The following is a 22,112-nucleotide window of genomic DNA, read 5'->3' as shown; positions in this document are numbered from 1 at the left end:
CGTGCATTCATGACGAGCGGAAGGCCGCAGACCAAGCTTCATCCGCAAGCAGATCGAACATGTCCGGGACGCTGTTGACGTGCCGGCGTTGCCGGCTGCAAATGGAACCGATGACACTGCAGACGAGAAACATTGGGATATGACCCAGCGCCAGCTTCCGATCATCCTGGCGCTCGGCACGACGCAGACCCTGGCCTGGGCGTCGAGCTACTATCTGCCGGCCCTGCTCGCCGATCCCATGGCGCACGACCTCGGCGTCTCCTCGAACTGGGTCTTCGGCGCATTCTCGGCTTCGCTGGTGATCTCCGCGATGCTGGGGCCACGCATCGGCCGGCAGATCGATCTCGTCGGCGGACGGCAGGTGCTGTCGGCCTCGAACCTGACCATCGCGGCGGGCCTCGTCCTGCTCGGCTTCTCACAGTCGATCGTGGTGATGGCATTCGCCTGGCTCGTGCTCGGCATCGGCATGGCCATGGGACTCTATGATGCCGCTTTCGCCGCACTCGGCCGAATCTACGGCACCGAGGCGCGCGGCTCGATCACCGGCATCACGCTGATGGCGGGCTTTGCCTCGACCGTGGGCTGGCCCCTCACCGCCTGGGGGCTCGCCCATATCGGCTGGCGCGAGACGTGTTTCGCCTGGGCCGCGGCCAATATCCTGATCGGCCTGCCCCTCAACTTCTTCATGCTGCCGGCGATCAAGGGCGCCAAGCAGGCCGCGGCTGCGGCCGAGAAGCCGCATTTGCCGCTCGACCGCACGATGGTGCTGCTCGCCTTCGTCTTCGCAGCGGTCTGGACCGTCACCGGCGCCATGGCCGTGCATTTCCCCCGCATCCTCGAGGCAACAGGGGCAACGCATGTCGAAGCGATCGCGGCCGGCGCCCTGATCGGCCCGGCGCAGGTGATCGCGCGCATTCTCGAAGCGAGCGTACTCAGCCGCTTTCATCCGCTCTTGTCGACCCGGCTCGCCTGCCTCACCCACCCGATCGGAGCTGCCGTCGTCGCCATCTTCGGCGCGCCGGCCGCGAGCGCCTTTGCCCTGCTGCACGGCTCCGGCAACGGCATTTTGACGATCGCGCGCGGGACGCTGCCACTCGCGATCTTCGGCCCCAAGGATTTCGGCTATCGCCTCGGCATCATCGGCGCGCCGGCAAGGATGGCGCAGGCGATATCGCCGCTGGCATTCGGCCTGCTGATCGATGTGATGGGCGCCAAGGTGCTGATGGTCTCGTCGGCGCTGAGCCTGTCGGCGCTGGCGGCGCTGTTTCTGATCCGCGCCAAGTCACGGCCGGATTGACCGGGCCACCGCTTTCGCGCACAAGCGCAGCATGACCGACGACAACAGTCCGCCCCGCACCTTCAAAGGCCTCCTGCGCTGGGCCATGACGCCACCGCAGGCCTGGGGCGTCTATCTCCTCGCCGTGCTGCTGGTGTGGCTGCTCTCGTTCTATGCCGGCACGCTGAAGCCGAAGAAGACACCGGACCCGAGCCCACCGGCGGTCACCGCACCAAGAAGCTGATCCCGCCTCAGTCGTAAAACTCCGGCGACATCTTCTGGGTGTCGCGCTGCGCCTTGTCGTGGTTGATCCAGAGCTGCCCCTTTTCCTTCGAAACGACGTCGGCAATCTTCTGCATCGAGGCGAGCGACTGGTCCTTGCTGACATTCATCGTGGGGACGCGGCGGTTGTCGTAATTATCCCTGAAATGGGCGGCATCGCCCGACAGCACCACCACGCCGGTCTTCGGCAGTCTCACCATCAACGACTGGTGTCCCGGCGTATGGCCGGGCGTCGAGAGGATGGTGATGCTGCCGTCACCGAACACGTCCTTGTCGCCCGCGAGCAGCTCGACCGGATGCGAGGGCTTGAAGCGCGGCTCGTTGTTGGCGCCCGGCCAGTCATATTCGGCCTTCTGCACATAGAGCGTTGCCTGCGGGAACATCTCGACATTGCCGATGTGATCGGGATGCGTGTGCGAGACGCCCATCGCCTTGACGTCGGCGGGTTTCACGCCGATCTGCTCGAGCTGCGCGGCGAGCGTTTTCGGACGCCGCCAGGTGACGGCCTTGGAATCGGCCGGCACGAGCCCGTTCGGCATCCCTGCGACGGCGTCGGGAATGCCGGTGTCCCACAGGAACCAGCCCTGGCTGTGCTTGATGAGATAGCAGGTGTCGACGAAGTCCATCGACTTGCCTTCATTCACGCCGGGCGACCAGCGCGAGATGTCGCCGGCGACCCCCTCGCCGCAGTTGAGGATGTAGAGCTTTTCGACCCCCGTCTGCGCGGATGCGGCGCGGGCCGACAGCGCGAGTGCGGCGATGGCCAGAGCAAGCGTGATCCTGGACATGATCTTGGGCGTCATCCTTGGTCCCTCCTGGCAGCGCATTGTTGGTGCGATCGAAGATCAACCCCGATCCCGCCGCGGAATTCCGCTTCGTTCACTATAGGCCGCAGCACCAGAGCTTTCTGACACCGGTGCTGAGCTAGGCTTACCGTATCATCATCCGCGCGATCGCTTCCCCAATCACCACCGTCGTGAAGTGGGTGTTCGCCCGGCAGTCGGACGGCATGATCGAGGCATCGGCGACGCGCAGACCCGAGATACCTTTCACCGTGCCATCAGGATTGACGACGCCGTCGACATCGTTGATGCCGGTCATGCGGCAGCTGCCGGCGGCGTGCTGGATATCGCCGGTTTCACGGCGCAGCAGCGCATCCAGCTCGTCATCCGGCAGGCGAGCGGCCTCCGGCAATGTCAGATCGGTGTCGGCGAGCCGGATCCAGTCGGCGATACCTGACAGCGCGGACTGCGAGGTGATCACGGCGAGGCGCTTCACCGCATCCATCATCCGCAGCATGTCGCGGGGGTCGGCGAGCATGTTCTCCTCGACGATAGGATCGATGAACGGGTCGCTGGACGCCAGCTTGAGCGTGCCGCGCGAATAGGCGTTGAACAGACCTGCGCCGATCGCCCCGGGCATGCCGATGCCGCGATGGTTGAACGCGATCAGGATCATGTCGCGCTTGCCGCCATCGGCGAGACCCGAGGAATAAGTGACGCAGCAATTGGTGTGGCGGGTGTCCGGATCAGTGGGGCGCATATTTTCGTGCAGCTGGATCGTTGCGCGAAACAGCGGGTGATCGAAGAAGTGGCGGCCGACCGGCAGGTCGCGCTCGACCGCAATGCCCATCGCCTTCAGCTCCTCGGCCGGTCCGATGCCCGAGCGCAGCAGGATCGCCGGGCTGTGGATCGCGCCGGCGCACAGCACGATCTGACGTGCGCCGATCTCGATCGTACCCTGCCCCTCAGCGTGAACGCGAACGCCGGTCGCCCGGCCGTCGCGGATTAGCACGCGGTCGACCAGCGTCCGGCCTCGGATCTCGAGATTGGCGCGGCCGCGCGCAGGTTCGAGATAAGCCTCATTGGTGCTGATGCGGCGGCCGCCGCGGCTGTTGATGGGATAACAGGCAACGCCCTCGCCATTAAGACCGTTGAGGTCGGCGCACCAGGGATAGCCACTCGCGAGCGCTGCATCGCGCAGGCCGCGATCGATCGGCCCCCACGTCTCCGGCGGCGCGCGATAAACCGGCAACGGTCCGCCGCGGCCATGGCCCTCGGCGTCGCCGAACTCCAGATCGTCCTCGATCACGGAGAACAGCGGCATCACCTCCTTGGCCGACCAGCCGGTGCAGCCATTGGCGGCCCATTCATCGAACGCGTGGGCCACGCCGCGGATGGCGATCTGGCCGTTCATCATCGACGAGCCGCCGAGCCCCTTGCCGCGCCAGTAGAAGCGCGGCTCCTGCCCGGCCACCCGGCGCGACAGGAGATCAGGCCATTGCCATTTCTCCTGGTACTCGCGCTTGTGGATGATCGGGATCGGGTTCGGCGTCCGCACTTCCCAGGGCGCTTCATCGGCGCGCCAATCGAGGCCCGCTTCGAGAAGCAGGACGCGCCGTGCCGGATCCTCAGAAAGCCTTGCCGCAACGGCAGCGCCGGCCGAGCCGCCGCCGACAACAATGACATCGTACATCGCGCTAATTCTCGACATTCCAGAACACCGGCGTCGCGAACGGTATCAGACCGTGATGGGCGGTGGAATGCGAATTGGAGAGCGGCGCTGTCGCAGCCGGTCGCTGCGCTCGCGATGACAGTGTGGGAATGGGTGCGTGCTATTCACCTGTGCCCCGGCTCTGCGCAGCAGCGTTGCACGCTGCAGCGCGTCCGGGACACAAGCTCGCCCTACCCAATCACCTTGCCGAACTTGTTCGACTTCGGAAAACCCTTCGGCGGCAGGCGACCGGCGTCGGCACGGGTGCCTTGCCATTCCGCAAGCTCCTTCATGGTCGCCGAGAACTCGCGCCCCGCGGAGTCCTTCCAGGACAGGCCCGCCTTGGCGTCGAACACGGCGACGTCGGAAAGACCGCCGTCCTTGTATTTCTGCAGGCGTACACCGCGGCCGCGCGCCATCTCCGGCACCTGGTCAAGCGGGAAGATCAGCATTTTGCGGTTCTCACCGATCACAGCGACGGTGTCGCCGATCACCTCAGTGACCGCGCGCGCCTCGTTCGGCATATCGACGTTGAGGACCTGCTTGCCCTTCTTGGTGGTGCCGACGCAATCGTCCTCGTTGACGACAAAGCCCTGGCCTTCGTGGCTCGCGACCAGGAATTTGCGACCGCCCTTGTGGACGAACAGCGCAACGGGTGCCGCCTCCTGCTCGAGGTCGATGAACAGGCGGATCGGCTCGCCATGGCCGCGGCCGCCCGGCAGCTTCGCAACATCCAGCGAATAGAATTTGCCGTTGGTGGCGAACAGCAGGAGCTTCGAGGTGGTCTCGGCAAAGAAGGCGAAACCGAGCTTGTCGTCCTGCTTGAAGGCGAGGCCCGAGAGATCCTCGACATGACCCTTCATGGTGCGGATCCAGCCCTTGTCGGAGACGACGACCGTCACCGGCTCGCGCTCGACGAGAGCTTCCTCCATCGCGGCGAGATCGTGCTCGGGGGCGTCCGCAAAGGTGGTGCGGCGCTTGCCCAGCGGGGTCTTCGGCCCGAACATGTCACGGACCTTCCCGACCTGCTCGCCGACCTTCTTCCATTGCTGGGCCTCGGAGCCGAGCAGCCCTTCGATGCCCTTCAGCTCCTTGCGCAGGTCGGCATCCTCGGTGCGGATCTCCATCTCCTCGAGCTTGCGCAAGCTGCGCAGCCGCATGTTGAGAATGGCTTCAGCCTGCACTTCGGTGAGCTTGAACGCCTTGATCAAGGCCGGCTTCGGCTCGTCCTCGGTGCGAATGATCTTGATCACCTTGTCGATGTTCAGATAGGCGATCAGCAGGCCGCCGAGGATTTCGAGCCGGTGCTCGATCTGCGCCTTGCGGAAATTGCTGCGGCGGATCAGCACGTCGCGCAAATGGTCGAGCCATTCGCGCAGGCACTCCGCGAGCCCCACGACCTTGGGAATGCGGCCCTTGATCAGCACGTTGAGATTCAGCGGAATCTTGCTCTCGAGCTCGGTGAGCCGGAACAGGGATTCCATCATCAAGGCGGGATCGACGTTCTTCGACTTCGGCTCAATGACGAGGCGAACGTCCTCGGCGGATTCGTCGCGGACCTCGCCTACCAGCGGCAGCTTCTTCTGGTCAAGCAGCTCGGCGATCTTCTCGACCATCCGTGACTTCTGCACCAGATAGGGAATCTCGGTGACGACGACCACCCAGGTGCCGCGCGCCCCCTCCTCCTGCTGCCACTTGGCGCGGACACGGAACGAGCCGCGGCCGGTGGTGTAGGCTTCGGCGATGGCCTGCTTGGAATCGACGCAGATGCCGCCGGTCGGGAAATCCGGGCCCTTCACCCACTTCAGGAGCGCCTTGGACTTCGCGTCGGGCTTCTCGATCAGATGCAGCGCGGCGTCGCACAGTTCGGCGGCGTTGTGCGGCGGGATCGAGGTCGCCATGCCGACCGCGATGCCCTGCGCGCCATTGGCGAGCAGGTTGGGGAAGCCGCCGGGCAGCACGACCGGCTCCTTCGACTGGCCGTCGTAATTGGCACGGAACTCGACGCCGTCCTCGTCGATACCTTCGAGCAGAAGCCGCGCGACGTCGGTCATGCGCGCTTCGGTGTAGCGGTAGGCGGCGGGATTATCGCCGTCGATATTGCCGAAATTGCCCTGACCGTCGACCAGCGGATAGCGCGAGGAGAAATCCTGGGCGAGGCGCACCATGGCGTCGTAGATGGCCTGGTCGCCGTGCGGATGGAACGAACCCATCACATCGCCGACGATCTTGGCGGATTTCTTGAAGGCCGTGCCGGGGTCCAGGCGGAGCAGGCGCATGCCGTAGAGGATGCGCCGGTGGACCGGCTTCAAGCCGTCTCGCGCGTCCGGCAGCGCGCGGTGCATGATGGTGGAGAGTGCATAAGCGAGATAGCGCTCTTCAAGCGCATCACGCAGCGGCACCTCGTGAATTTCGGCCGGTTCTTCCGGCGGAACGATTCGTTTTCCCATGCCGCCCGGTTAAACCGTGGAAGCGAATCGGGCAAGGATGGATTGGTTCCCTATGGGCTTCTACTGCCCTGCCCAGCCGGCCGTCACGGTCGGCTGGACCTTGGCCGGAGATGTCGCCGGCATGTTGGCAACGCAGTGGCGGGCCGCCTCGATCTCGGCGTCGGTCGCGCCGTGGGATCGCGCCCATGTCTCTGCGGCCGCAGCGGAATATTTCGCCACGTAATAGCGGACCAGAGTACAGGAGGCTCGACGAAACACGCTTGGTTGCGCCTCGGCAGCCATGGCATCAGGCGCAAAAGCGAGCAGCGCCGCGGTGAGCGCAAAACCCCTGATCAACATGCGGGCTGTCCCCGTTGTGGAACCTGCCCGCCCCAACGCGAACAGCCCGATTTCGTTCCGGAGGAACCCCATGTTTTGGGGCAGTGCAGTACCGCGATCCCGTCATACCGACAGGATCGCCCTCGCTTACGGCGCGGGGAGCGCCGCCTTGGCCTGCTGCCGGATCAGGGCATTGATGAAGCCAGCTCGCGCGTCGGAATGGCCCTGGCCCCGCGGCTCCAGCACGTGGCGCAGCAGGAACAGGCCGGTCAGCCGGAAACCGTCCCGAAGATCCTGGTCAGTGAGGTCGTCATGCATTTCGCCCTGGCGCAGGAACGGCGGCAGCCGCAGCAGCCGGTCGCGCCACGGCTCACCAGCGCCGCGCGACACCGCGCCGCCGGATTTCGGCGACACATAGATCAGATCGGTGGTCTCCCCGGTCACCGCGCAGTTGTCGAGCGCGAGCCCGAAGCCGAGCTCGGCGAGCATCGCCAGCTCGAAATGGATGAGATGCACGGCGGCGCTGCCGATATCGTCGAAATCGTCGAGCGAATGTTCGAGCAGTGCGAATATCTCCTCGTGCGGATCGCGCTCGGGAAGCAGCCGCGCAATCGAAGCCAGATGGGTGACGCCGTAGACCCCATGCGAGGACCCCAGCAGCGTCGCGGCCCGCAGCTTCAGCCCTTCGATCGCGTAGGTGCCGAGATGCTCGTCGAGCCGCGCCCGCCACACCGCGCTGACGCTGTTGCCGGGCTGCAAGAGCGGCCGCAGTCGCGAACTCGCCCCCCCACGCACGAGACCGAGATGCCGGCCGTGCTGGCGCGTCAGCAGCTCGACGATGGCGCTGCTCTCGCCATGCCGCCGCACGCCCAGCACGATGCCTTCGTCGGTCCATTCCATGAGGGTGAGACTACAGGATTCCAGTGCCTCTCGCACGCACTCGTGCCCCGGACAAAACGCGGCGCGCGAGCGGCGCGTTGCCGAGCCGGGGCCCCTCTCTCCGCGCGCACCTTGGTCCCGACTCTGCGGGCAGCGCTAACGCGCTGCTCCTTGTCCGGGACACGAGGGTTTCACGCGTTGAACCAGCCCTGCGCGTCGCCGGTAAACGAGAAATACAGCCCGAACGCCGTCAGCGCGCAGGAGACGATCTCGATGGCACTGTCGAGTTCGAGGCCCCGCTCGCCGAGGATTTGGCCGAGCGAGATCACCGACAACACCAAGGCCGCCGCGAGCACCCAGCGCGGCCAGTTTTTGCGCCAATGCGCGGCCAGCCAGACGAAATAGAGCAGCAGCAGGATCATGCCGCCGGCGAGCAAGGTCCCGGTCATGATCATCTGCTCGGTCGTCTCGATCGTGGGCGTGCGGTCCTGCACCGCCACGGACAGCGCGTCCAGCATCAGCGAGGCATAAAGCAGCGCTTCGAAACGCTGGACGTTGCGGGGCACACTCATCGGCAACTGATCTTTTCTTGGTTATTCCCTGGGAAATTCCAGGCCCATCTCGCGGTACCGATCGGGGTCGTCACCCCAGTTCTCGCGCACCTTCACGAACAGGAACAGATGGACCGGCACGTCCAGGATCTGCATCAGCTCATTCCGCGAATCCGCACCGATCGATTTGATGGTGGCACCGCCCTTGCCGAGCACGATCTTGCGCTGGCTCTCGCGCTCGACGAAGATCGTCTGCTCGATGCGCACCGACTTGTCCTTGCGCTCCTCCCACTTGTCGGTCTCGACGGTGGATTGGTAGGGCAATTCCTGGTGCAGCTTCTGATAGATCTTTTCGCGCGTGATCTCGGCCGCCAGCTGCCGCATCGGCGCGTCCGACATCTGATCCTCGGGATAGAGGTATGGGCCCGGCGGCACCATCTCGGCCAGCGTCGTGCGGATGTCGTCGACGCCGTCGCCCGAGATCGCGGAGATCATGAAAGTCCTTGCGAACTTCATGCGCTCGTTGGCGGCCTGCGCCAGCGCCAGGAGCTTCTCGCGCTGGACCAGGTCGACCTTGTTGATGACCAGGATCTTGTCGTGATTGACGCTGGCCGCCTTGGCCAGGATCGCCTCGGCTTCCTCGTCGATTCCGGTCTTGGCATCGAGCAGCACGCAGACGAGGTCGGCGTCATGCGCCCCGCTCCAGGCGGTCGAAACCATGGCACGGTCGAGCCGGCGCTTGGGCAGGAAAATACCGGGCGTGTCGACCAGGATGATCTGCGCATTGTTCTCGATCACGATGCCACGGATCAGCGCGCGCGTGGTCTGCACCTTGCGCGAGACGATCGTAACCTTGGCCCCGACCAGCGCATTGACAAGTGTGGACTTGCCGACGTTCGGCGCGCCGATCAGCGCAACGAAGCCGCAGCGCGTGGCGGCAGTCGTCTCACCACCCGTTTCAACCGTCATTGCCGCCGCCAACGCCTTCACGTTCGATCATCACTGAAGCTGCCACTTTCTCCGCCGCGCGCTTGCTGCCGCCGATGCCTTCGGCCGGCGCAAGTCCCGGCAGGTCCACCGCAACGCGGAACTGCGGATCGTGATGCGGGCCGGTGCGTTCGACCTCGCGGTAGACAGGCGTCGGCAGTCCCTTCCCCTGCGCCCATTCCTGCAGCACCGTTTTGGGATCGCGCAAGGGACGCCGCGGCTTGTGCATCCGCTCGGTCCAGTTGCGCTTGACGAACTCGTCCGCCGCCGCATGACCGCCGTCGAGAAAGATCGCGCCGATCACCGCCTCGCAGATGTCGCCGAGGATGGACTTGCGCAGACGGGCATCGGCACTGGAGCCGACCGACCCGAGCTTGATGTCCTCGAGCAGACCGAGTGACTTGGCGACATCGGCGCAGCTCTCCTTGCGCACGAGCTCGGCAAGCCGCTTGGACAGTTCGCCCTCGTCGGCGTTCGGAAAGGCGTGATAGAGCATGTCGGAGACGACGAGCCCGAGCACGTGGTCGCCGAGAAACTCCAGCCGCTGATAGCTGTCGCCGCGCTTGCGCCCGGACTTGAGCGCCGAGACGTGCGTGATCGCCTGCATCAGAAGATTGGGGTCTGCGAAGCGGTGGCCGATGCGCGCCTCGAGCGCCGCGCTGGCCTCCGCGGCCGCCTTGGCCTTGTCTTTGGCCTTGCTGCTCCGCGTCCGCTTCTTCTTGGCCGGAGCCTTGGTTTCCGAAATCTTGGCTTCGGCGGCCTTGGATTCAGAATTAGTCTTGGGCACAAGCGTCTTGGTTGCAGCTTCGCCCTCGGGAGCGGCTTGCGCCTCGATCGGTTCGGTCGCGATGTCCTTGGCTTCGTCTTTCATCGGACGATTTTGAAGAAGCGATTCCAGCGCACCGACCACGGCCAGCGCCAGAACATCCAGGCATGCTCGCCTTCGCCGATGGAGAAGAAGATCATCTGTGCGCGGCCGATCAAGTTCTCCCGCGGCACGTAGCCGACCTGACCGAGGAAGCGGCTGTCGGTGGAGTTGTCGCGGTTGTCACCCATCATGAAGAAATGGCCAGGCGGCACCGTGTAGACGTTGGTGTTGTCCATGTAGCCGTTGTCGGCGCAATCGAGCGTCTCGTAGGAGACGCCGTTCGGCAGCGTTTCCTTCCAGCGCTTCACGCGCGAGATGCCGCCGCCCTCGGAGCCGCACGGATCTTCGCCGACAAACTCGCTCATGCGCTGACGCTCGACCGGCGTGTCGTTGATGTAAAGAAGCCCGTCCTTCATCTGGATGTGGTCGCCGGGAAGGCCGATCACGCGCTTGATGTAGTCGGTGGTGTCGTCCTTGGGCAGGCGGAACACGACGATATCGCCACGGTTCGGATCCGAGCCCCAGATGCGTCCCGAGAACAGCGGCGGCGAGAACGGGATCGAGTAGTGGCTATAGCCGTACGAATATTTCGACACGAACAGATAGTCGCCCACCAGCAGCGTGGCCTTCATCGAGCCGGAGGGGATGTTGAAAGGCTGGAACAGGAAGGTGCGGATCACCAAGGCGATCAGGAGAGCGTGGATCACGACCCGGACTGTTTCGCCGACGCCGCTTTCAGTTTTCGTTCCCGAAGTCACGCTCATTGCTCTCTCAATTCCGGCCGGCGATCACAGAACGCCCCCCTCCCGCGTCCAGCCCACCCGTTCGCGGCCCAAGGAGATTGTCCTGATTCTGATAGTGGGGCCAATTCCGGCGTAAAGCCGAATTCGCCCAGCCTGATTTGCGTCCGCGGACTTTTAGACGGTTGTCGCAGTCCACGCAATCAAGGATCGCATCAAAACTGCACAAAGCATTGATTCTTAATGCAAATTATATAGCGATCCTCGCGCCGTCAGGGCTTGGCCCGCGGGACGGCAGAAATGATCACGAAGGCTTGCGCAAGCGGCCAGTCGTCGGTGATGGAGAGGTCGATCTGCGGCTCGAATCCCTCCGGGGTCAGGACCTGCAGCCGGGCCAGAGCCCCCCCGGTCAGCCGCATGGACGGGCGGCCCCCGGGCAGATTGACCACCCCCATGTCGCGCCACCACACACCCTGCCTGATGCCGGTGCCGAGCGCCTTCGAGCAGGCCTCCTTGGCGGCGAAGCGCTTGGCGTAGGTCGCAACCACCATCTTCTCGTTCTTGGCACGGCGCTCGGCCTTGGCCCGTTCGGCCGCGGTGAAGATGCGATCGAGGAAGCGCTCGCCGTGGCGCTCGATCACCTTAGCGACGCGGGTGATGTCGATCAGGTCGGAGCCGATGCCGATGATCATGCCCGGCTCCGGCCGCGATCCATCGCGCCGCGCATCTTGCGCACCGTCTCGGCAAGACCGACGAACAGCGCCTCGCCGATCATGTAATAGCCGATGTTGAGCTCCATGATTTCCGGCAGCGCTGCGATCTTCTCGGCCGTCACATAATCGAGCCCATGGCCGGCGTGAACCTCGAGCCCGGCGGCCTTGGCCACCTTCACTCCGGCAAGGATCCGCTGCCACTCGGCCTCGGCCTTGTCGGTGTGGCCGTCGGTCACGGCGTCGCACCAGGCACCGGTGTGGATCTCGATCACCGGCGCGCGCAGTTGCGCCGCCATCTCGATTTGAGCAGGGTCGGCGGCGATGAACAGCGAAACGCGGATGCCGGCATCGCTGAGCCGCGCGATATAGGGCGCCAGCACATTGTGCTGGCCGACGACATCGAGCCCGCCCTCGGTCGTCACCTCCTGGCGCCGCTCCGGCACCAGGCACACGGCGTGCGGTCTGGTGGCGAGCGAGATCCGCATCATGTCGTCGGTCGCGGCCATCTCGAAATTCAGCGGCTTGGAGATCTCCGCCTTCAGCCGCGCCATGTCCTCGTCGCGGATGTGCCGGCGGTCTTCGCGCAAATGCGCCGTGATGCCGTCGGCGCCCGCCTCGATCGCAAGCAGCGCGGCGCGGACCGGATCGGGATGGCGGCCACCGCGTGCATTACGGACGGTGGCCACGTGGTCGATATTGACGCCGAGGCGGAGCGGAGATGCAGGCATTTCAGAACTCACGAGGCCGGAGTGACAGGCGATGACGACAGCGCCTACCCATTAACACGTTCGACTTTGGCAACGACCGCCTTGGCGCGCAGCTGAGCCAGGATCGCGCTCAAATGCTTGAGATCGTAGACTTCGAGATCGATCGTCGTCTCGGTGAAGTCGGGTGAGCGGCGCTGCATGCTGATGTTGTCGATGTTGCCGTCGTGCTCGGCGATCACGGTTGCGATCTGAGCCAGCGCGCCGGGCTCGTTGACGTTCTCGACCTTGATGCGCGCCGGGAAGCGCTGCGGCGCGGAGTCCTCGATGTCCCAGCGGACGTCGAGCCAGCGCTCCGGCTCCTCTTCGAAATCCTTCAGCGCCGGCGACTGGATCGGATAGATCGTGATCCCCTCGCCCGGCGTGACGATGCCGACGATGCGATCGCCGGGCACGGCGCCGCCGTTCGGCGCGAACTTCACCGGCAGGTCGGAATTGATGCCACGGATCGGAATCGCAACCGGGCTGCGCGACGGCTCCGACGACTTCTCCTTGAGTTTGGCGGCGAGCCCCTTCTTGACGCCGTAACGCGCGACGCGCTCCTCCTTGTAATCGGGATACATCGCGCGCGCGACGTGGGAGGCCTTGATCTCGCCGCGGCCGACCGCCGCCATGACGTCCTCGATCGAGGTGCGTGCAAGCCGCGGCAGCGCGCCCTTGAGCTTGTCGTCGGCGTATTCGATCTTGGCGCGCTCGAACAGGCGCTCGACGATGCGCCGGCCGAGGCCGGCATATTGATCGCGGACCGCGGTGCGGGTGGCACGCCGGATCGCGGCGCGCGCCTTGCCGGTGACCGCGAGCGTCTCCCAGGCCGAGGGCGGCGCCGATTGCGCATCAGAGGTCAGCACCTCGACCTCGTCGCCGTTCTGAAGCTCCGATGACAGCGGCGCGAACTGGCCGTTGATCTTGCAGCCGACTGCGCTGTTGCCGACGTCGGTATGCACGGCATAGGCGAAGTCGATCACGTTGGCATGACGCGGCAGCGCGATCAGCTTGCCTTTCGGGGTGAAGCAGAACACCTGGTCGTGGAACAGCTCGAGCTTGGTGTGCTCGAGGAATTCCTCGGGATTGGCGCTCTCCGAGAGAATGCCGATGGTGTGGCGCAGCCAGGCGAACGCGTTGGACTCGCGCTTGAGGAATTCGGTCGGCGACCCGACACCCTCCTTGTAGAAGACGTGCGCGGCAATGCCGCGTTCGGCGATCTGGTCCATCGCCTCGGTGCGAATCTGGAGCTCGACGCGCTGGTTGCCGGGGCCGATCACGGTGGTGTGGATCGAGCGATAATCGTTCTGCTTCGGCGTGGAGATGTAATCCTTGAACCGCCCCGGCACGACCGGCCAGGTGGTGTGGACGATGCCGAGCGCGCGATAGCAGGCCTCGATGTCGTTGACGACGAGGCGGAAGCCGAAGATGTCGGACAATTGCTCGAAGCCGACCGACTTGCGCTCCATCTTGGTCCAGATCGAGAACGGCTTCTTGCGGCGGCCATAGACGCGCGCGCCGAGACCGCGATGGCGCAGATTGTTGGAGAGCTGGTCCTCGATCTCGCCGATCAGGTTGCGGTTGCGCTCGGCCAGCGCATCGAGCCGCTGCATCACCACCGCATAGGCTTCGGGATCGAGGGTGCGGAAGGACAGATCCTCCAGCTCCTCGCGCATTTCCTGCATGCCCATGCGCCCGGCCAGCGGCGCGTAGATGTCGAGCGTCTCCTCGGCGATGCGGCGGCGCGATTCGGTCGGCACGAAGTCGAGCGTGCGCATGTTGTGCAGGCGGTCGGCAAGCTTGACCAGCAGCACGCGGACATCGTCGGCAATGGCCAGCAACAATTTGCGCAGGTTCTCGGCCTGCTTCGCCTCGCGCGACACCAGTTCCAGCCGCTTCAGCTTGGTCAGGCCCTCGACCAGCGCGCCGATCTCGGGACCGAAGAGCTGATCGATTTCGGCACGCGTCGCTTCGGTGTCCTCGATCGTATCGTGCAGCAGCGCGGCGACGATGGTGGCGTCGTCCAGCTTCAGGTCGGTGAGAATCGCCGCCACTTCCAGCGGGTGCGAAAAATACGGGTCGCCCGAGGCGCGGGTCTGGGAGCCGTGCGCCTTCATGGCGTAGACATAGGCGCGGTTCAGCAGATCTTCGTTGGTATTGGGATTGTAGGACCGGACGCGCTCGACGAGGTCATATTGACGCATCATGCGCGCGCGCGGCTTGGCTGGCCGTGCGACCGGCGCAGTCGGGGCCACGGCAACCGATTCGGTTGCGGCCTGCATCTGCGTGGGTCTGCGGCGTCGATACACCATGCGGTCCTGCCTTCAAACGGACCATGAAACGGCCCGTTGTATACATCTTAAGCTCCGATTGCGGACGCCGCCGATCAATTCGATGACAGGCGCGCGGCGCAAACCGGCCACGCTATGGTAACCACGAAAAGGTCAACAAAAGCAAAGGCCCGAACAGGGGTTCGGGCCTTTGATAAGATCACAAGAAGTCGACGATCGCGAGTGAGCCGATTACTCGTCTTCCTCGGGCTGCTCTTCCGGCGGCGCGAGGCCTTCGAGGCCCTTCAGGAGCTCCTCTTCGGTCATGCGCTCCACGGCCACTTCGGTGTCGTCCGCATCGACGCTGGCGCCCGCCGACCCGATCAGCGGCACGGTGTCCGGCTCGGGCTCGTCCACTTCGACGAACTTCTGGAGGGAGTGCACCAGCTCTTCGCGAAGATCTTCCGGCGAGATGGTCGTCTCGGCAATTTCGCGCAAAGATACAACAGGGTTCTTGTCGTTATCGCGATCAACCGTTAGTTGTGAACCGGATGAAATCATGCGGGCGCGGTGGGCGGCCAGCAGGACCAGGTCAAACCGGTTGTCGACCTTGTCGATACAATCTTCTACGGTGACGCGAGCCATGGACTGTCGCTCCGTTGTGGGTGAGGCGAAATATGTGGATGATCTGGGCTAGTTATAGGGGACGGGACGAATTCGCAAGGCCAATTTGTGATTTGGCCTCGCCAAACGCCTCTGCTACCCCCACATTGGGGCTGGGACGGGTGGTTTCCCGGGCTGCCATTGTGGGCAGCGCCGGGTACAGGCAGGACCGCCATAACTATACCTTGATTGCCCCGACTTCTCCGGATTTGCGGTTTCGACGGACTTCGGCGGCAATCTAGAACTGCGCGGCTGACTGTGGCCGTGCCAACAATAAACGATCAATCACGACCACTACGCGAGCAAACTGAATGTCACCTTCTCCTACCAACAAGATCGCGCTCTTCATCGACGGGGCCAATCTTTACGCGACGGCGAAAACTCTCGGCTTCGATATCGATTACAAGCGCCTTCTGAAGGAGTTTCAGAGCCGCGGGACGCTGCTGCGGGCGTTCTACTACACTGCGATCATCGAAGATCAGGAATATTCCTCGATCCGCCCGCTGATCGACTGGCTCGACTACAACGGCTACACCGTCGTCACCAAGGCGACGAAGGAATTTATCGACGCCTCCGGCCGGCGCAAGGTCAAGGGCAACATGGACATCGAGCTCGCCGTGGACGCCATGGAGCTCGCCGAGCACATCGACCAGATGGTGCTGTTCTCGGGCGACGGCGACTTCCGCTCGCTGGTCGAAGCCGTGCAGCGCCGCGGCGTGCGGGTCACCGTGGTCTCCACCATCGCAAGCCAGCCGCCGATGATCGCCGACGAGCTGCGCCGCCAGGCCGACGTCTTCACCGATCTGGTCGAGCTGCAGTCCAAGCTCGGTCGCGACCCGTCCGAACGCCCCGCCCCGCGCGACCGCGGCGAACGTGGTGAAGGACGCCACCACGCCCCGCAATTCCTCCAGCGCGCGACCACCATGGCGCCGAGGGGCGATGACGACTTCGAGGAGTGAGGCGGCCCGGCCGAGCCGCCAGGCCCCGACCCTCGTTCCCGACCGCGACTGTCCGCTCTGCCCGCGCCTGGTTGCCTTTCGCGAGGCGAACCGCGCGCGTGAGCCGTCGTGGCACAACGCGCCGGTGGCGCCCTTTGGCGGCATCACGGCCCGTCTCCTGATCGTCGGTCTCGCGCCGGGCATGCAGGGGGCCAATCGCACCGGCCGGCCCTTCACCGGCGACTATGCCGGCGACCTGCTCTATGCCACGCTGCTTGAATATGGCTTCGCCAAGGGCAGCTATCAGGCGCGGCCGGACGACGGTTTGAAGCTGGTCGACTGCCGGATCGCCAATGCCGTGCATTGCGTCCCGCCACAGAACAAGCCGCTGCCGGTCGAGATCAACACCTGCCGCCAGTTTCTCGTCGCGAACCTCGAAACCATGCCGAAGCTGCGCGCCATCATCGCGCTCGGCCGGATTGCGCACGACAGCGTGCTCAAGCCGCTGAAGCTGAAGGCCTCGCAAGCGCCTTTCGGCCACGGCGCCGTGCACCAGGCCGGCGCGTTCAGGCTGTACGACAGCTATCACTGCTCGCGCTACAACACGAACACCGGCGTGCTGACGCCCGACATGTTCCGCAGCGTGTTCGCGAAGGTGAAGGCCGATCTGGACTAGCCGCCGCTCTATCCCTTGACCGGATTGGCCTTCAGCCAGTCCAGGACGTCGCCGGCGTTCCGGTCAGGCGGAAACACCGGATAGAACACATGCGTGATCCTGGCATCGTCGATGACGAGCGCGAGGCGCTTGATCAGCGTGAGGCCCGCGACCTCCATGGTGGGCAGATTAAGCGCGCGCGTGAGCGCCAGCTTCTCGTCCGACAGCACCGGGAACGGCAGATGCAGCCGCGAGGCCATCTCGGTCTGGTATTCGTTGCTCTGGGTCGACAGGCCGAACACCTGCGACGCACCGGCAGCCTTGAGCTCCGCGAACAGATCGCGGAAGGCGCAGGTCTGCGGCGTACAGCCGCGCGCGCCCGGGATCATGTCCCAATCCTCGACCAGCGAGATCTTGCCGGGCTCACCGGTACGCGGATAGGCGAACACCACGGTGCGCCCCCGAAGCGTTGATAGATCGACTGAGGTGTCATCGGTCGCGATCAGGGTAATCGCCGGCAGCATCGAACCTTTCAGATGCGCGGCGCCGCCATCGTCAGCGGGCGCGGGAATCTGGCTCCAATCGACCTCGAGCAGGTTCTTCTGAGTCATCCCGCTACCCCCTCGCCCGCATCAGCCGGCCCTTCTCCCGGCTCCAATCGCGCTTCTTCTCGCTCTCGCGCTTGTCGTGCAGCTTCTTGCCCTTTGCAACCGCGAGCTGCAATTTGGCCCGGCCGCGCTCGTTGAAATACAGCTTGAGCGGGATCAGCGTCATGCCTTCGCGGTCGACCGCACCCATCAGCTTGTTGATCTGGCGGCGGTGCAGCAGCAGCTTTCGCGGCCGCTTGGGCTCATGATTGAAGCGGTTGCCCTGGAGGTATTCGGGAATGGTGGCATTGATCAGCCAGATCTCACCGTTCTTGGAGTCGGCGTAGGATTCCGCAATCGTGCTCTTGCCGTTGCGGATCGACTTCACTTCGGTGCCCGTCAGGGCAATGCCCGCCTCGATCGTATCCTCGATGGCGTAGTTGAAGCGGGCCTTGCGATTTTCCGCCATGACCTTGATCGGACGTTCGTTCTTATCGGCCATGACCCTCAAAACCTGATAGCAATACCTAATCGAGATACAAAGCGACGCTAACAGATTGGATCAAGCGCGCGCGTCACTTCTTGAGGAGATCGCGGATCTCGGTCAGCAGCACCACCTCCTCCGAAGGCTTCGGCGGCTCCGCGGGCTTGGTCTCTTCCTTGCGCTTCAAGGTGTTCATCGCGCGGATCACCAGGAACAGCACGAAGGCGATGATGATGAAGTTAATCGTTAGCGTCAGGAAGTTGCCGTAAGCAAGCACTGCACCTTGCTTTTTCGCATCCGCTAAGTTGGTGGCGGTGACCGCCTTCGACAAGGGGAGGAAGTAATTCGAGAAGTCGAGGCCGCCGGTCGCGGCACCGATGATCGGCATGATGATGTCGCCGACCAGCGACGTGACGATGGCACCGAAGGCAGCGCCGATGATGACGCCGACCGCGAGGTCGACGACATTGCCCTTCATCGCGAACTCGCGGAACTCCCTGAGCATCCGCGTGCCTTTTTCCTCGACGCTCATGAACGGCTCCCCTGATTGCCTAGTTCATCAGTTGACCAGGCCGGCGTGAACCATCGCGCTGCGCACGGCCACGCGGGTCGGCTCCGACACCGGAACCATCGGCAGCCGCAGCGTCTCGTCCATCTTGCCGAGCAGCGACATCGCGTACTTGATCGGCGCCGGATTGCTCTCGATGAAGAGGTTGTTGTGCAGCGGCATCAGCTTGTCGTGGATCGCGAGCGCCGCCTTGGTGTCGCCCTTCGCCCACGCGGCGTGGAACTCCGCGCACAGGCGCGGCGCGACATTGGAGGTCACCGAGATGCAGCCATGGCCGCCATGCGCCATGTAGCCGATGATGGTGGCGTCTTCGCCCGAGAGCTGGTTGAAATCCTCGCCCATCGCCGCGCGCTGCTGCGACACGCGCACCATGCTGGCGGTGGCGTCCTTGACGCCGGCGATGTTCTTCAGCTCCCACAGCCGCTTCATGGTGTCGACCGACATGTCGATCACCGAGCGTGGCGGAATGTTGTAGATGATGATCGGAATGCCGATCGCATCGTTGATCGCCTTGAAGTGCTGGTACATGCCCTCTTGGGTTGGCTTGTTGTAGTAGGGCGTCACCACCAGAACCGCGTTCGCGCCTGCCTTCTCGGCGTGCTGGGCGAGTTCGATCGCTTCCTTGGTCGAGTTGGAGCCGGCGCCGGCGATCACGGGCACACGGCCCTTGGCCTCCTCGATGCACCATTCGACGACCTTCTTGTGCTCGTCATGGCTGAGCGTTGGGCTCTCGCCGGTGGTGCCGACCGGGACCAGGCCGTTAGTGCCCTCGGAGATTTGCCAGTTGACCAGCGACCGGAACGCCGCCTCGTCAAGCGAGCCGTTCTTGAACGGCGTGACCAAGGCGGTGAACGATCCCCGGAATTTCGTCTTGGCTGCCATGGACTTCCTCCGTACGCGGCTATCTCTTTGAGCAAGCCCCCTTCATATCGGGTCTATTCCGCCCGTAAAAGACCCGCTTCCGTGTGACGCACCGTTTAAGCCGCGATTTTGCCGTGGTGATGGTGCAAACCCGGCGAAGGTAAGCGGCTGTTGGTATTTTGTCCGCATATTCAATCAAATACAGCCAGATCTTGTACAGATAGGTCTTGAGCCAATTGACTGATTCGGGGCGACGAACCGCCGTGACCAGCTTTCCTCGTGCCGCATGGCGATCCGCCGGTCTGGCCCTGTGCCTGATGGCCGGGATGTCGATCGGCTGCGTCGCCTTGGCCAAGTCCGGCGAGACAACCGAGGACACCGGGAAGCAAGCGAACAAGGGAACCGCGAAGCCCGCACCGAAGCCGCCCGCAAAGGACGCGACAAAGGGATCGGCCAAGGAGGTCGCCAAGGGCACGGGCAAGGAAACCGGCAAGGAAACCACCAAGGGCGCAAGCAAGGGAGCCGCTCCGGCCCCGGCCAAGGATGCGGCGAAGAAGCCTGCCGGCAAGGAGGCCGCAAAGGATAAGCCGAAGCCCGCGGCAGCCGCCACGCCAAAGTCCCGGCCAGCCGCCAATGCTCCGTCCCACGCCGCGCCTGCGGTGACGGCGACCGTCAGCCCCTCTGCGCCGCCCCCCGCCAGGCCGGCCGCAACGCCCGTGTTGGCGCCTGCGACCCGCCAGCACGCCGCGCCGCGCAAGCCCGTCACACCGGCCGCGATCGCTGCGACCTCGTCGACGTCGCAAGCCGACAAGGACACGCTCGAAAACGTCATCGAACTCGTACGCAAGCGCAAGCCGGCCGACGCCACCAGCTACGCGGATTCCATTTCCGATCCGGTCGCGCGAAAACTCGCGGAATGGATCATCCTGCGCAGCGAGGATAATGGCGCGAGCGTCGAGCGTTACCGCGCTTTCCTGTCCGCCAATCCGAGCTGGCCGTCGCAGACCTTCCTGCGCCGGCGGCTTGAAGCCGCGATGTGGGACGATCGGCGCGACGATTCCGTCGCCTGGTCGTGGTTCGAGAACGAATCCCCGGTTTCGGCCAAGGGCCGCTTCGCGCTCGCCAAGGCGATGCTGGCGCGCGGCGACCGCGCCAACGCCGAGCGGCTGGTGCGCGAGGCCTGGCGCAGCGATCCCATGTCCGAGGAGACCGAGAACAACGCGCTCGATCAGTTCGGCGCCCTGCTGACGCCGGGCGATCAGAAGGCGCGGATGGACACGCTGCTTTACGGCAGCGAGCACGAGGCAGCGCTACGCGCGGCAAAGCGGCTCGGCGCCGGCTATGTCGCGCTCGCCAAGGCCCGCATCGCGTCCTTCCGGAAGGCACCTAACACGCGCGCGCTGCTCGAACAGGTGCCGGGCGAGTTGCACAGCGATCCAGGCTTCATCTTCAGCAGGATCCAGCTTCTGCGCCGCGAAGAGAAGTTTCCCGAAGCCGCCCAGCTGATGCTGTCCGCCCCGAAGGACCCGAATAGGCTCTACAATCTCGACGAATGGTGGATCGAGCGACGCCTTCTGGCGCGCAAGATGATCGACACCGAGGATTTCCGCAGCGCCTATCTGATCGCGCGCGATGCGGCCCTGCCCTCGCGCGACATCTACAAGACCGAGCAGGAGTTCACCGCGGGCTGGATCGCGCTGCGCTTCCTCAATGATCCCGCGGCCGCCGCGCAGCATTTCGCCCGCATCGGCGTCGGCAGCGTCAATCCGACCACGCTGGCGCGCGCCGGTTATTGGCAGGGCCGTGCGGCGGAGGCTGCCGGTCGCCAGCAGGAAGCGCGCAATGCCTATGCCCGCGCTGCCGAGCAGTCGACCAGCTATTACGGCCAGCTCGCGCGCGCCAAGCTCGGCCTGCCGCAGATCGAGCTGAATAGCCAGCCCCGCAGCCGCGGCGCCGAGCGGCTGGAGATCGTGCGCGCCGCGCATCTGCTCTATGAGCTCGACGAGCGCGAGCTCGCCGTTCCCATGCTCGCCGACATGGGCGAGAACGGCGATCCCGAAGCCTTGGCCGGCCTCGGCGAGCTGACCCAGCGCTACAGCGACGCGCGCGGCATGCTGCTGGTCGGCAAGGCCGCGCTCAATCGCGGCCTGCCGTTTGATTTCTACGCCTACCCCGTCAACGGCATTCCGCAGTTCTCGCAGATCGGCCCCGAGGTCGAGCGCAGCATCGTCTACGCCATCGCGCGGCAGGAAAGCGCGTTTAACCCGGCCGTGGTCTCGCCGGCGCAGGCTTATGGCCTGATGCAGGTGACGCCCGACGCCGCGCGCTATGTCTGCAAGCGGCACGGCGCGACCTATGACCTATCGCGGCTGAAGAACGACTCGTCCTACAACGCCACGCTCGGCGCGGCCGAGCTCGGCGGCCTGCTCGAGGATTATCGCGGCTCCTACATCATGACGTTCGCCGCCTACAATGCCGGCCGTGGCAGCGTGAAGAAATGGATCGACCGCTACGGCGATCCACGCGATCCGAAAGTCGACGCAGTCGATTGGGTGGAGCTGATCCCCTTCTCGGAGACGCGCAATTACGTGCAGCGGATCATGGAGAACCTTCAGGTCTACCGCGCCCGCTTCGGCGGCGGCACGCGACTTCAGATCGAAGCCGATCTGCGCCGCGGCGCCGGCAGCGTGGAATAGGGCATCGACATCTCCAGAGAGGGGCTCCTGCGCTTCGTCTACCCAAATAGCATGGATTGGGGGATACGACGTTTACCCGCTGTAGGC

At 64.6% G+C, this 22,112-nt stretch carries 22 protein-coding genes; 5 read left to right on the top strand and 17 right to left on the bottom strand.

Annotated elements, in window-relative coordinates; all coding sequences use genetic code 11:
• The first annotated feature begins 139 nt into the window (after nt 1-139).
• On the top strand, nt 140-1,297 hold the full coding sequence (locus IF809_RS09210; protein ID WP_462837423.1) for an MFS transporter: 1,158 nt from the start codon (nt 140-142) through the stop codon (nt 1,295-1,297).
• Between the two features lie 31 nt (nt 1,298-1,328).
• A complete protein-coding gene (locus IF809_RS09205; RefSeq protein ID WP_128966632.1) occupies nt 1,329-1,520 on the top strand; it encodes a hypothetical protein in 192 nt (63 codons plus the stop codon).
• A gap of 7 nt (nt 1,521-1,527) precedes the next feature.
• Here the strand turns inward: IF809_RS09205 and IF809_RS09200 are convergent, their stop codons facing one another.
• The 13 genes from IF809_RS09200 to rpoZ form a co-directional block, all read right to left on the bottom strand.
• A complete protein-coding gene (locus IF809_RS09200; protein ID WP_462837422.1) occupies nt 1,528-2,361 on the bottom strand; it encodes an N-acyl homoserine lactonase family protein in 834 nt (277 codons plus the stop codon).
• A 127-nt stretch (nt 2,362-2,488) separates the two neighbouring features.
• Nucleotides 2,489-4,033, bottom strand: coding sequence for a GMC family oxidoreductase (locus IF809_RS09195; RefSeq protein ID WP_462837476.1), 1,545 nt, complete (start codon nt 4,031-4,033; stop codon nt 2,489-2,491).
• A 209-nt stretch (nt 4,034-4,242) separates the two neighbouring features.
• On the bottom strand, nt 4,243-6,501 hold the full coding sequence (gene parC, locus IF809_RS09190) for a DNA topoisomerase IV subunit A (protein ID WP_128966633.1): 2,259 nt from the start codon (nt 6,499-6,501) through the stop codon (nt 4,243-4,245).
• A 60-nt stretch (nt 6,502-6,561) separates the two neighbouring features.
• A complete protein-coding gene (locus tag IF809_RS09185) occupies nt 6,562-6,840 on the bottom strand; it encodes a hypothetical protein (protein ID WP_462837421.1) in 279 nt (92 codons plus the stop codon).
• A 126-nt stretch (nt 6,841-6,966) separates the two neighbouring features.
• The gene (recO, locus tag IF809_RS09180; protein ID WP_128966635.1) at nt 6,967-7,719 is read right to left on the bottom strand and encodes a DNA repair protein RecO; all 753 of its coding nucleotides are present in this window, start codon (nt 7,717-7,719) and stop codon (nt 6,967-6,969) included.
• 170 nt (nt 7,720-7,889) lie between these two features.
• Nucleotides 7,890-8,270 carry a hypothetical protein gene (locus IF809_RS09175; RefSeq protein WP_128966636.1) on the bottom strand — a complete coding sequence of 127 codons (381 nt, stop codon included), beginning with the start codon at nt 8,268-8,270 and terminating at the stop codon, nt 7,890-7,892.
• A 21-nt stretch (nt 8,271-8,291) separates the two neighbouring features.
• Nucleotides 8,292-9,218 (bottom strand): GTPase Era, encoded by a 927-nt coding sequence (era, locus tag IF809_RS09170; RefSeq protein ID WP_462837420.1) that lies wholly within the window; start codon nt 9,216-9,218, stop codon nt 8,292-8,294.
• Nucleotides 9,208-10,107, bottom strand: coding sequence for a ribonuclease III (rnc, locus tag IF809_RS09165; RefSeq protein ID WP_128966638.1), 900 nt, complete (start codon nt 10,105-10,107; stop codon nt 9,208-9,210). The genes era and rnc overlap by 11 nt, the downstream gene beginning before the upstream one ends.
• Nucleotides 10,104-10,868 carry a signal peptidase I gene (gene lepB / locus IF809_RS09160; RefSeq protein WP_128966639.1) on the bottom strand — a complete coding sequence of 255 codons (765 nt, stop codon included), beginning with the start codon at nt 10,866-10,868 and terminating at the stop codon, nt 10,104-10,106. Before lepB ends, rnc begins: the two co-directional genes overlap by 4 nt.
• A 248-nt stretch (nt 10,869-11,116) precedes the next feature.
• Nucleotides 11,117-11,536 (bottom strand): holo-ACP synthase, encoded by a 420-nt coding sequence (gene acpS / locus IF809_RS09155; protein WP_128966640.1) that lies wholly within the window; start codon nt 11,534-11,536, stop codon nt 11,117-11,119.
• A complete protein-coding gene (locus tag IF809_RS09150) occupies nt 11,533-12,285 on the bottom strand; it encodes a pyridoxine 5'-phosphate synthase (protein WP_128966641.1) in 753 nt (250 codons plus the stop codon). Before IF809_RS09150 ends, acpS begins: the two co-directional genes overlap by 4 nt.
• 44 nt (nt 12,286-12,329) lie before the next feature.
• Nucleotides 12,330-14,615, bottom strand: coding sequence for a RelA/SpoT family protein (locus IF809_RS09145; protein WP_128966642.1), 2,286 nt, complete (start codon nt 14,613-14,615; stop codon nt 12,330-12,332).
• A 210-nt stretch (nt 14,616-14,825) separates the two neighbouring features.
• Complete coding sequence (rpoZ, locus tag IF809_RS09140) at nt 14,826-15,218, bottom strand: DNA-directed RNA polymerase subunit omega (RefSeq protein WP_007603391.1); 393 nt, start codon at nt 15,216-15,218, stop codon at nt 14,826-14,828.
• A 329-nt stretch (nt 15,219-15,547) separates the two neighbouring features.
• Here rpoZ and IF809_RS09135 point away from each other — a divergent pair, with 329 nt between their 5' ends.
• Both IF809_RS09135 and IF809_RS09130 read left to right on the top strand, forming a co-directional pair.
• On the top strand, nt 15,548-16,195 hold the full coding sequence (locus tag IF809_RS09135; protein WP_018644573.1) for a LabA-like NYN domain-containing protein: 648 nt from the start codon (nt 15,548-15,550) through the stop codon (nt 16,193-16,195).
• On the top strand, nt 16,176-16,850 hold the full coding sequence (locus IF809_RS09130; RefSeq protein ID WP_453983519.1) for a uracil-DNA glycosylase: 675 nt from the start codon (nt 16,176-16,178) through the stop codon (nt 16,848-16,850). Before IF809_RS09135 ends, IF809_RS09130 begins: the two co-directional genes overlap by 20 nt.
• 8 nt (nt 16,851-16,858) lie before the next feature.
• Here the strand turns inward: IF809_RS09130 and IF809_RS09125 are convergent, their stop codons facing one another.
• From IF809_RS09125 to dapA, 4 genes are all read right to left on the bottom strand, one after another.
• A complete protein-coding gene (locus IF809_RS09125) occupies nt 16,859-17,440 on the bottom strand; it encodes a peroxiredoxin (protein WP_462837419.1) in 582 nt (193 codons plus the stop codon).
• A gap of 4 nt (nt 17,441-17,444) precedes the next feature.
• Nucleotides 17,445-17,918: an SsrA-binding protein SmpB gene (gene smpB / locus IF809_RS09120; RefSeq protein WP_024341117.1), complete on the bottom strand. Its 474-nt coding sequence runs from the start codon at nt 17,916-17,918 to the stop codon at nt 17,445-17,447.
• A 73-nt stretch (nt 17,919-17,991) separates the two neighbouring features.
• Nucleotides 17,992-18,432: a large conductance mechanosensitive channel protein MscL gene (gene mscL / locus IF809_RS09115; RefSeq protein WP_453983517.1), complete on the bottom strand. Its 441-nt coding sequence runs from the start codon at nt 18,430-18,432 to the stop codon at nt 17,992-17,994.
• Nucleotides 18,433-18,459: 27 nt separating this feature from the next.
• A complete protein-coding gene (gene dapA / locus IF809_RS09110; RefSeq protein WP_453983516.1) occupies nt 18,460-19,350 on the bottom strand; it encodes a 4-hydroxy-tetrahydrodipicolinate synthase in 891 nt (296 codons plus the stop codon).
• A gap of 296 nt (nt 19,351-19,646) precedes the next feature.
• Between dapA and IF809_RS09105 the strand changes: the two genes are divergently transcribed.
• A complete protein-coding gene (locus tag IF809_RS09105) occupies nt 19,647-22,025 on the top strand; it encodes a lytic transglycosylase domain-containing protein (RefSeq protein WP_462837475.1) in 2,379 nt (792 codons plus the stop codon).
• The last annotated feature ends 87 nt before the right edge of the window (nt 22,026-22,112 follow it).

This window comes from Bradyrhizobium sp. UFLA06-24 (assembly GCF_054967145.1).
The sequence above is the reverse complement of the archived record's forward strand: the minus strand, read 5'-3'. Positions and strand labels throughout refer to the sequence as shown.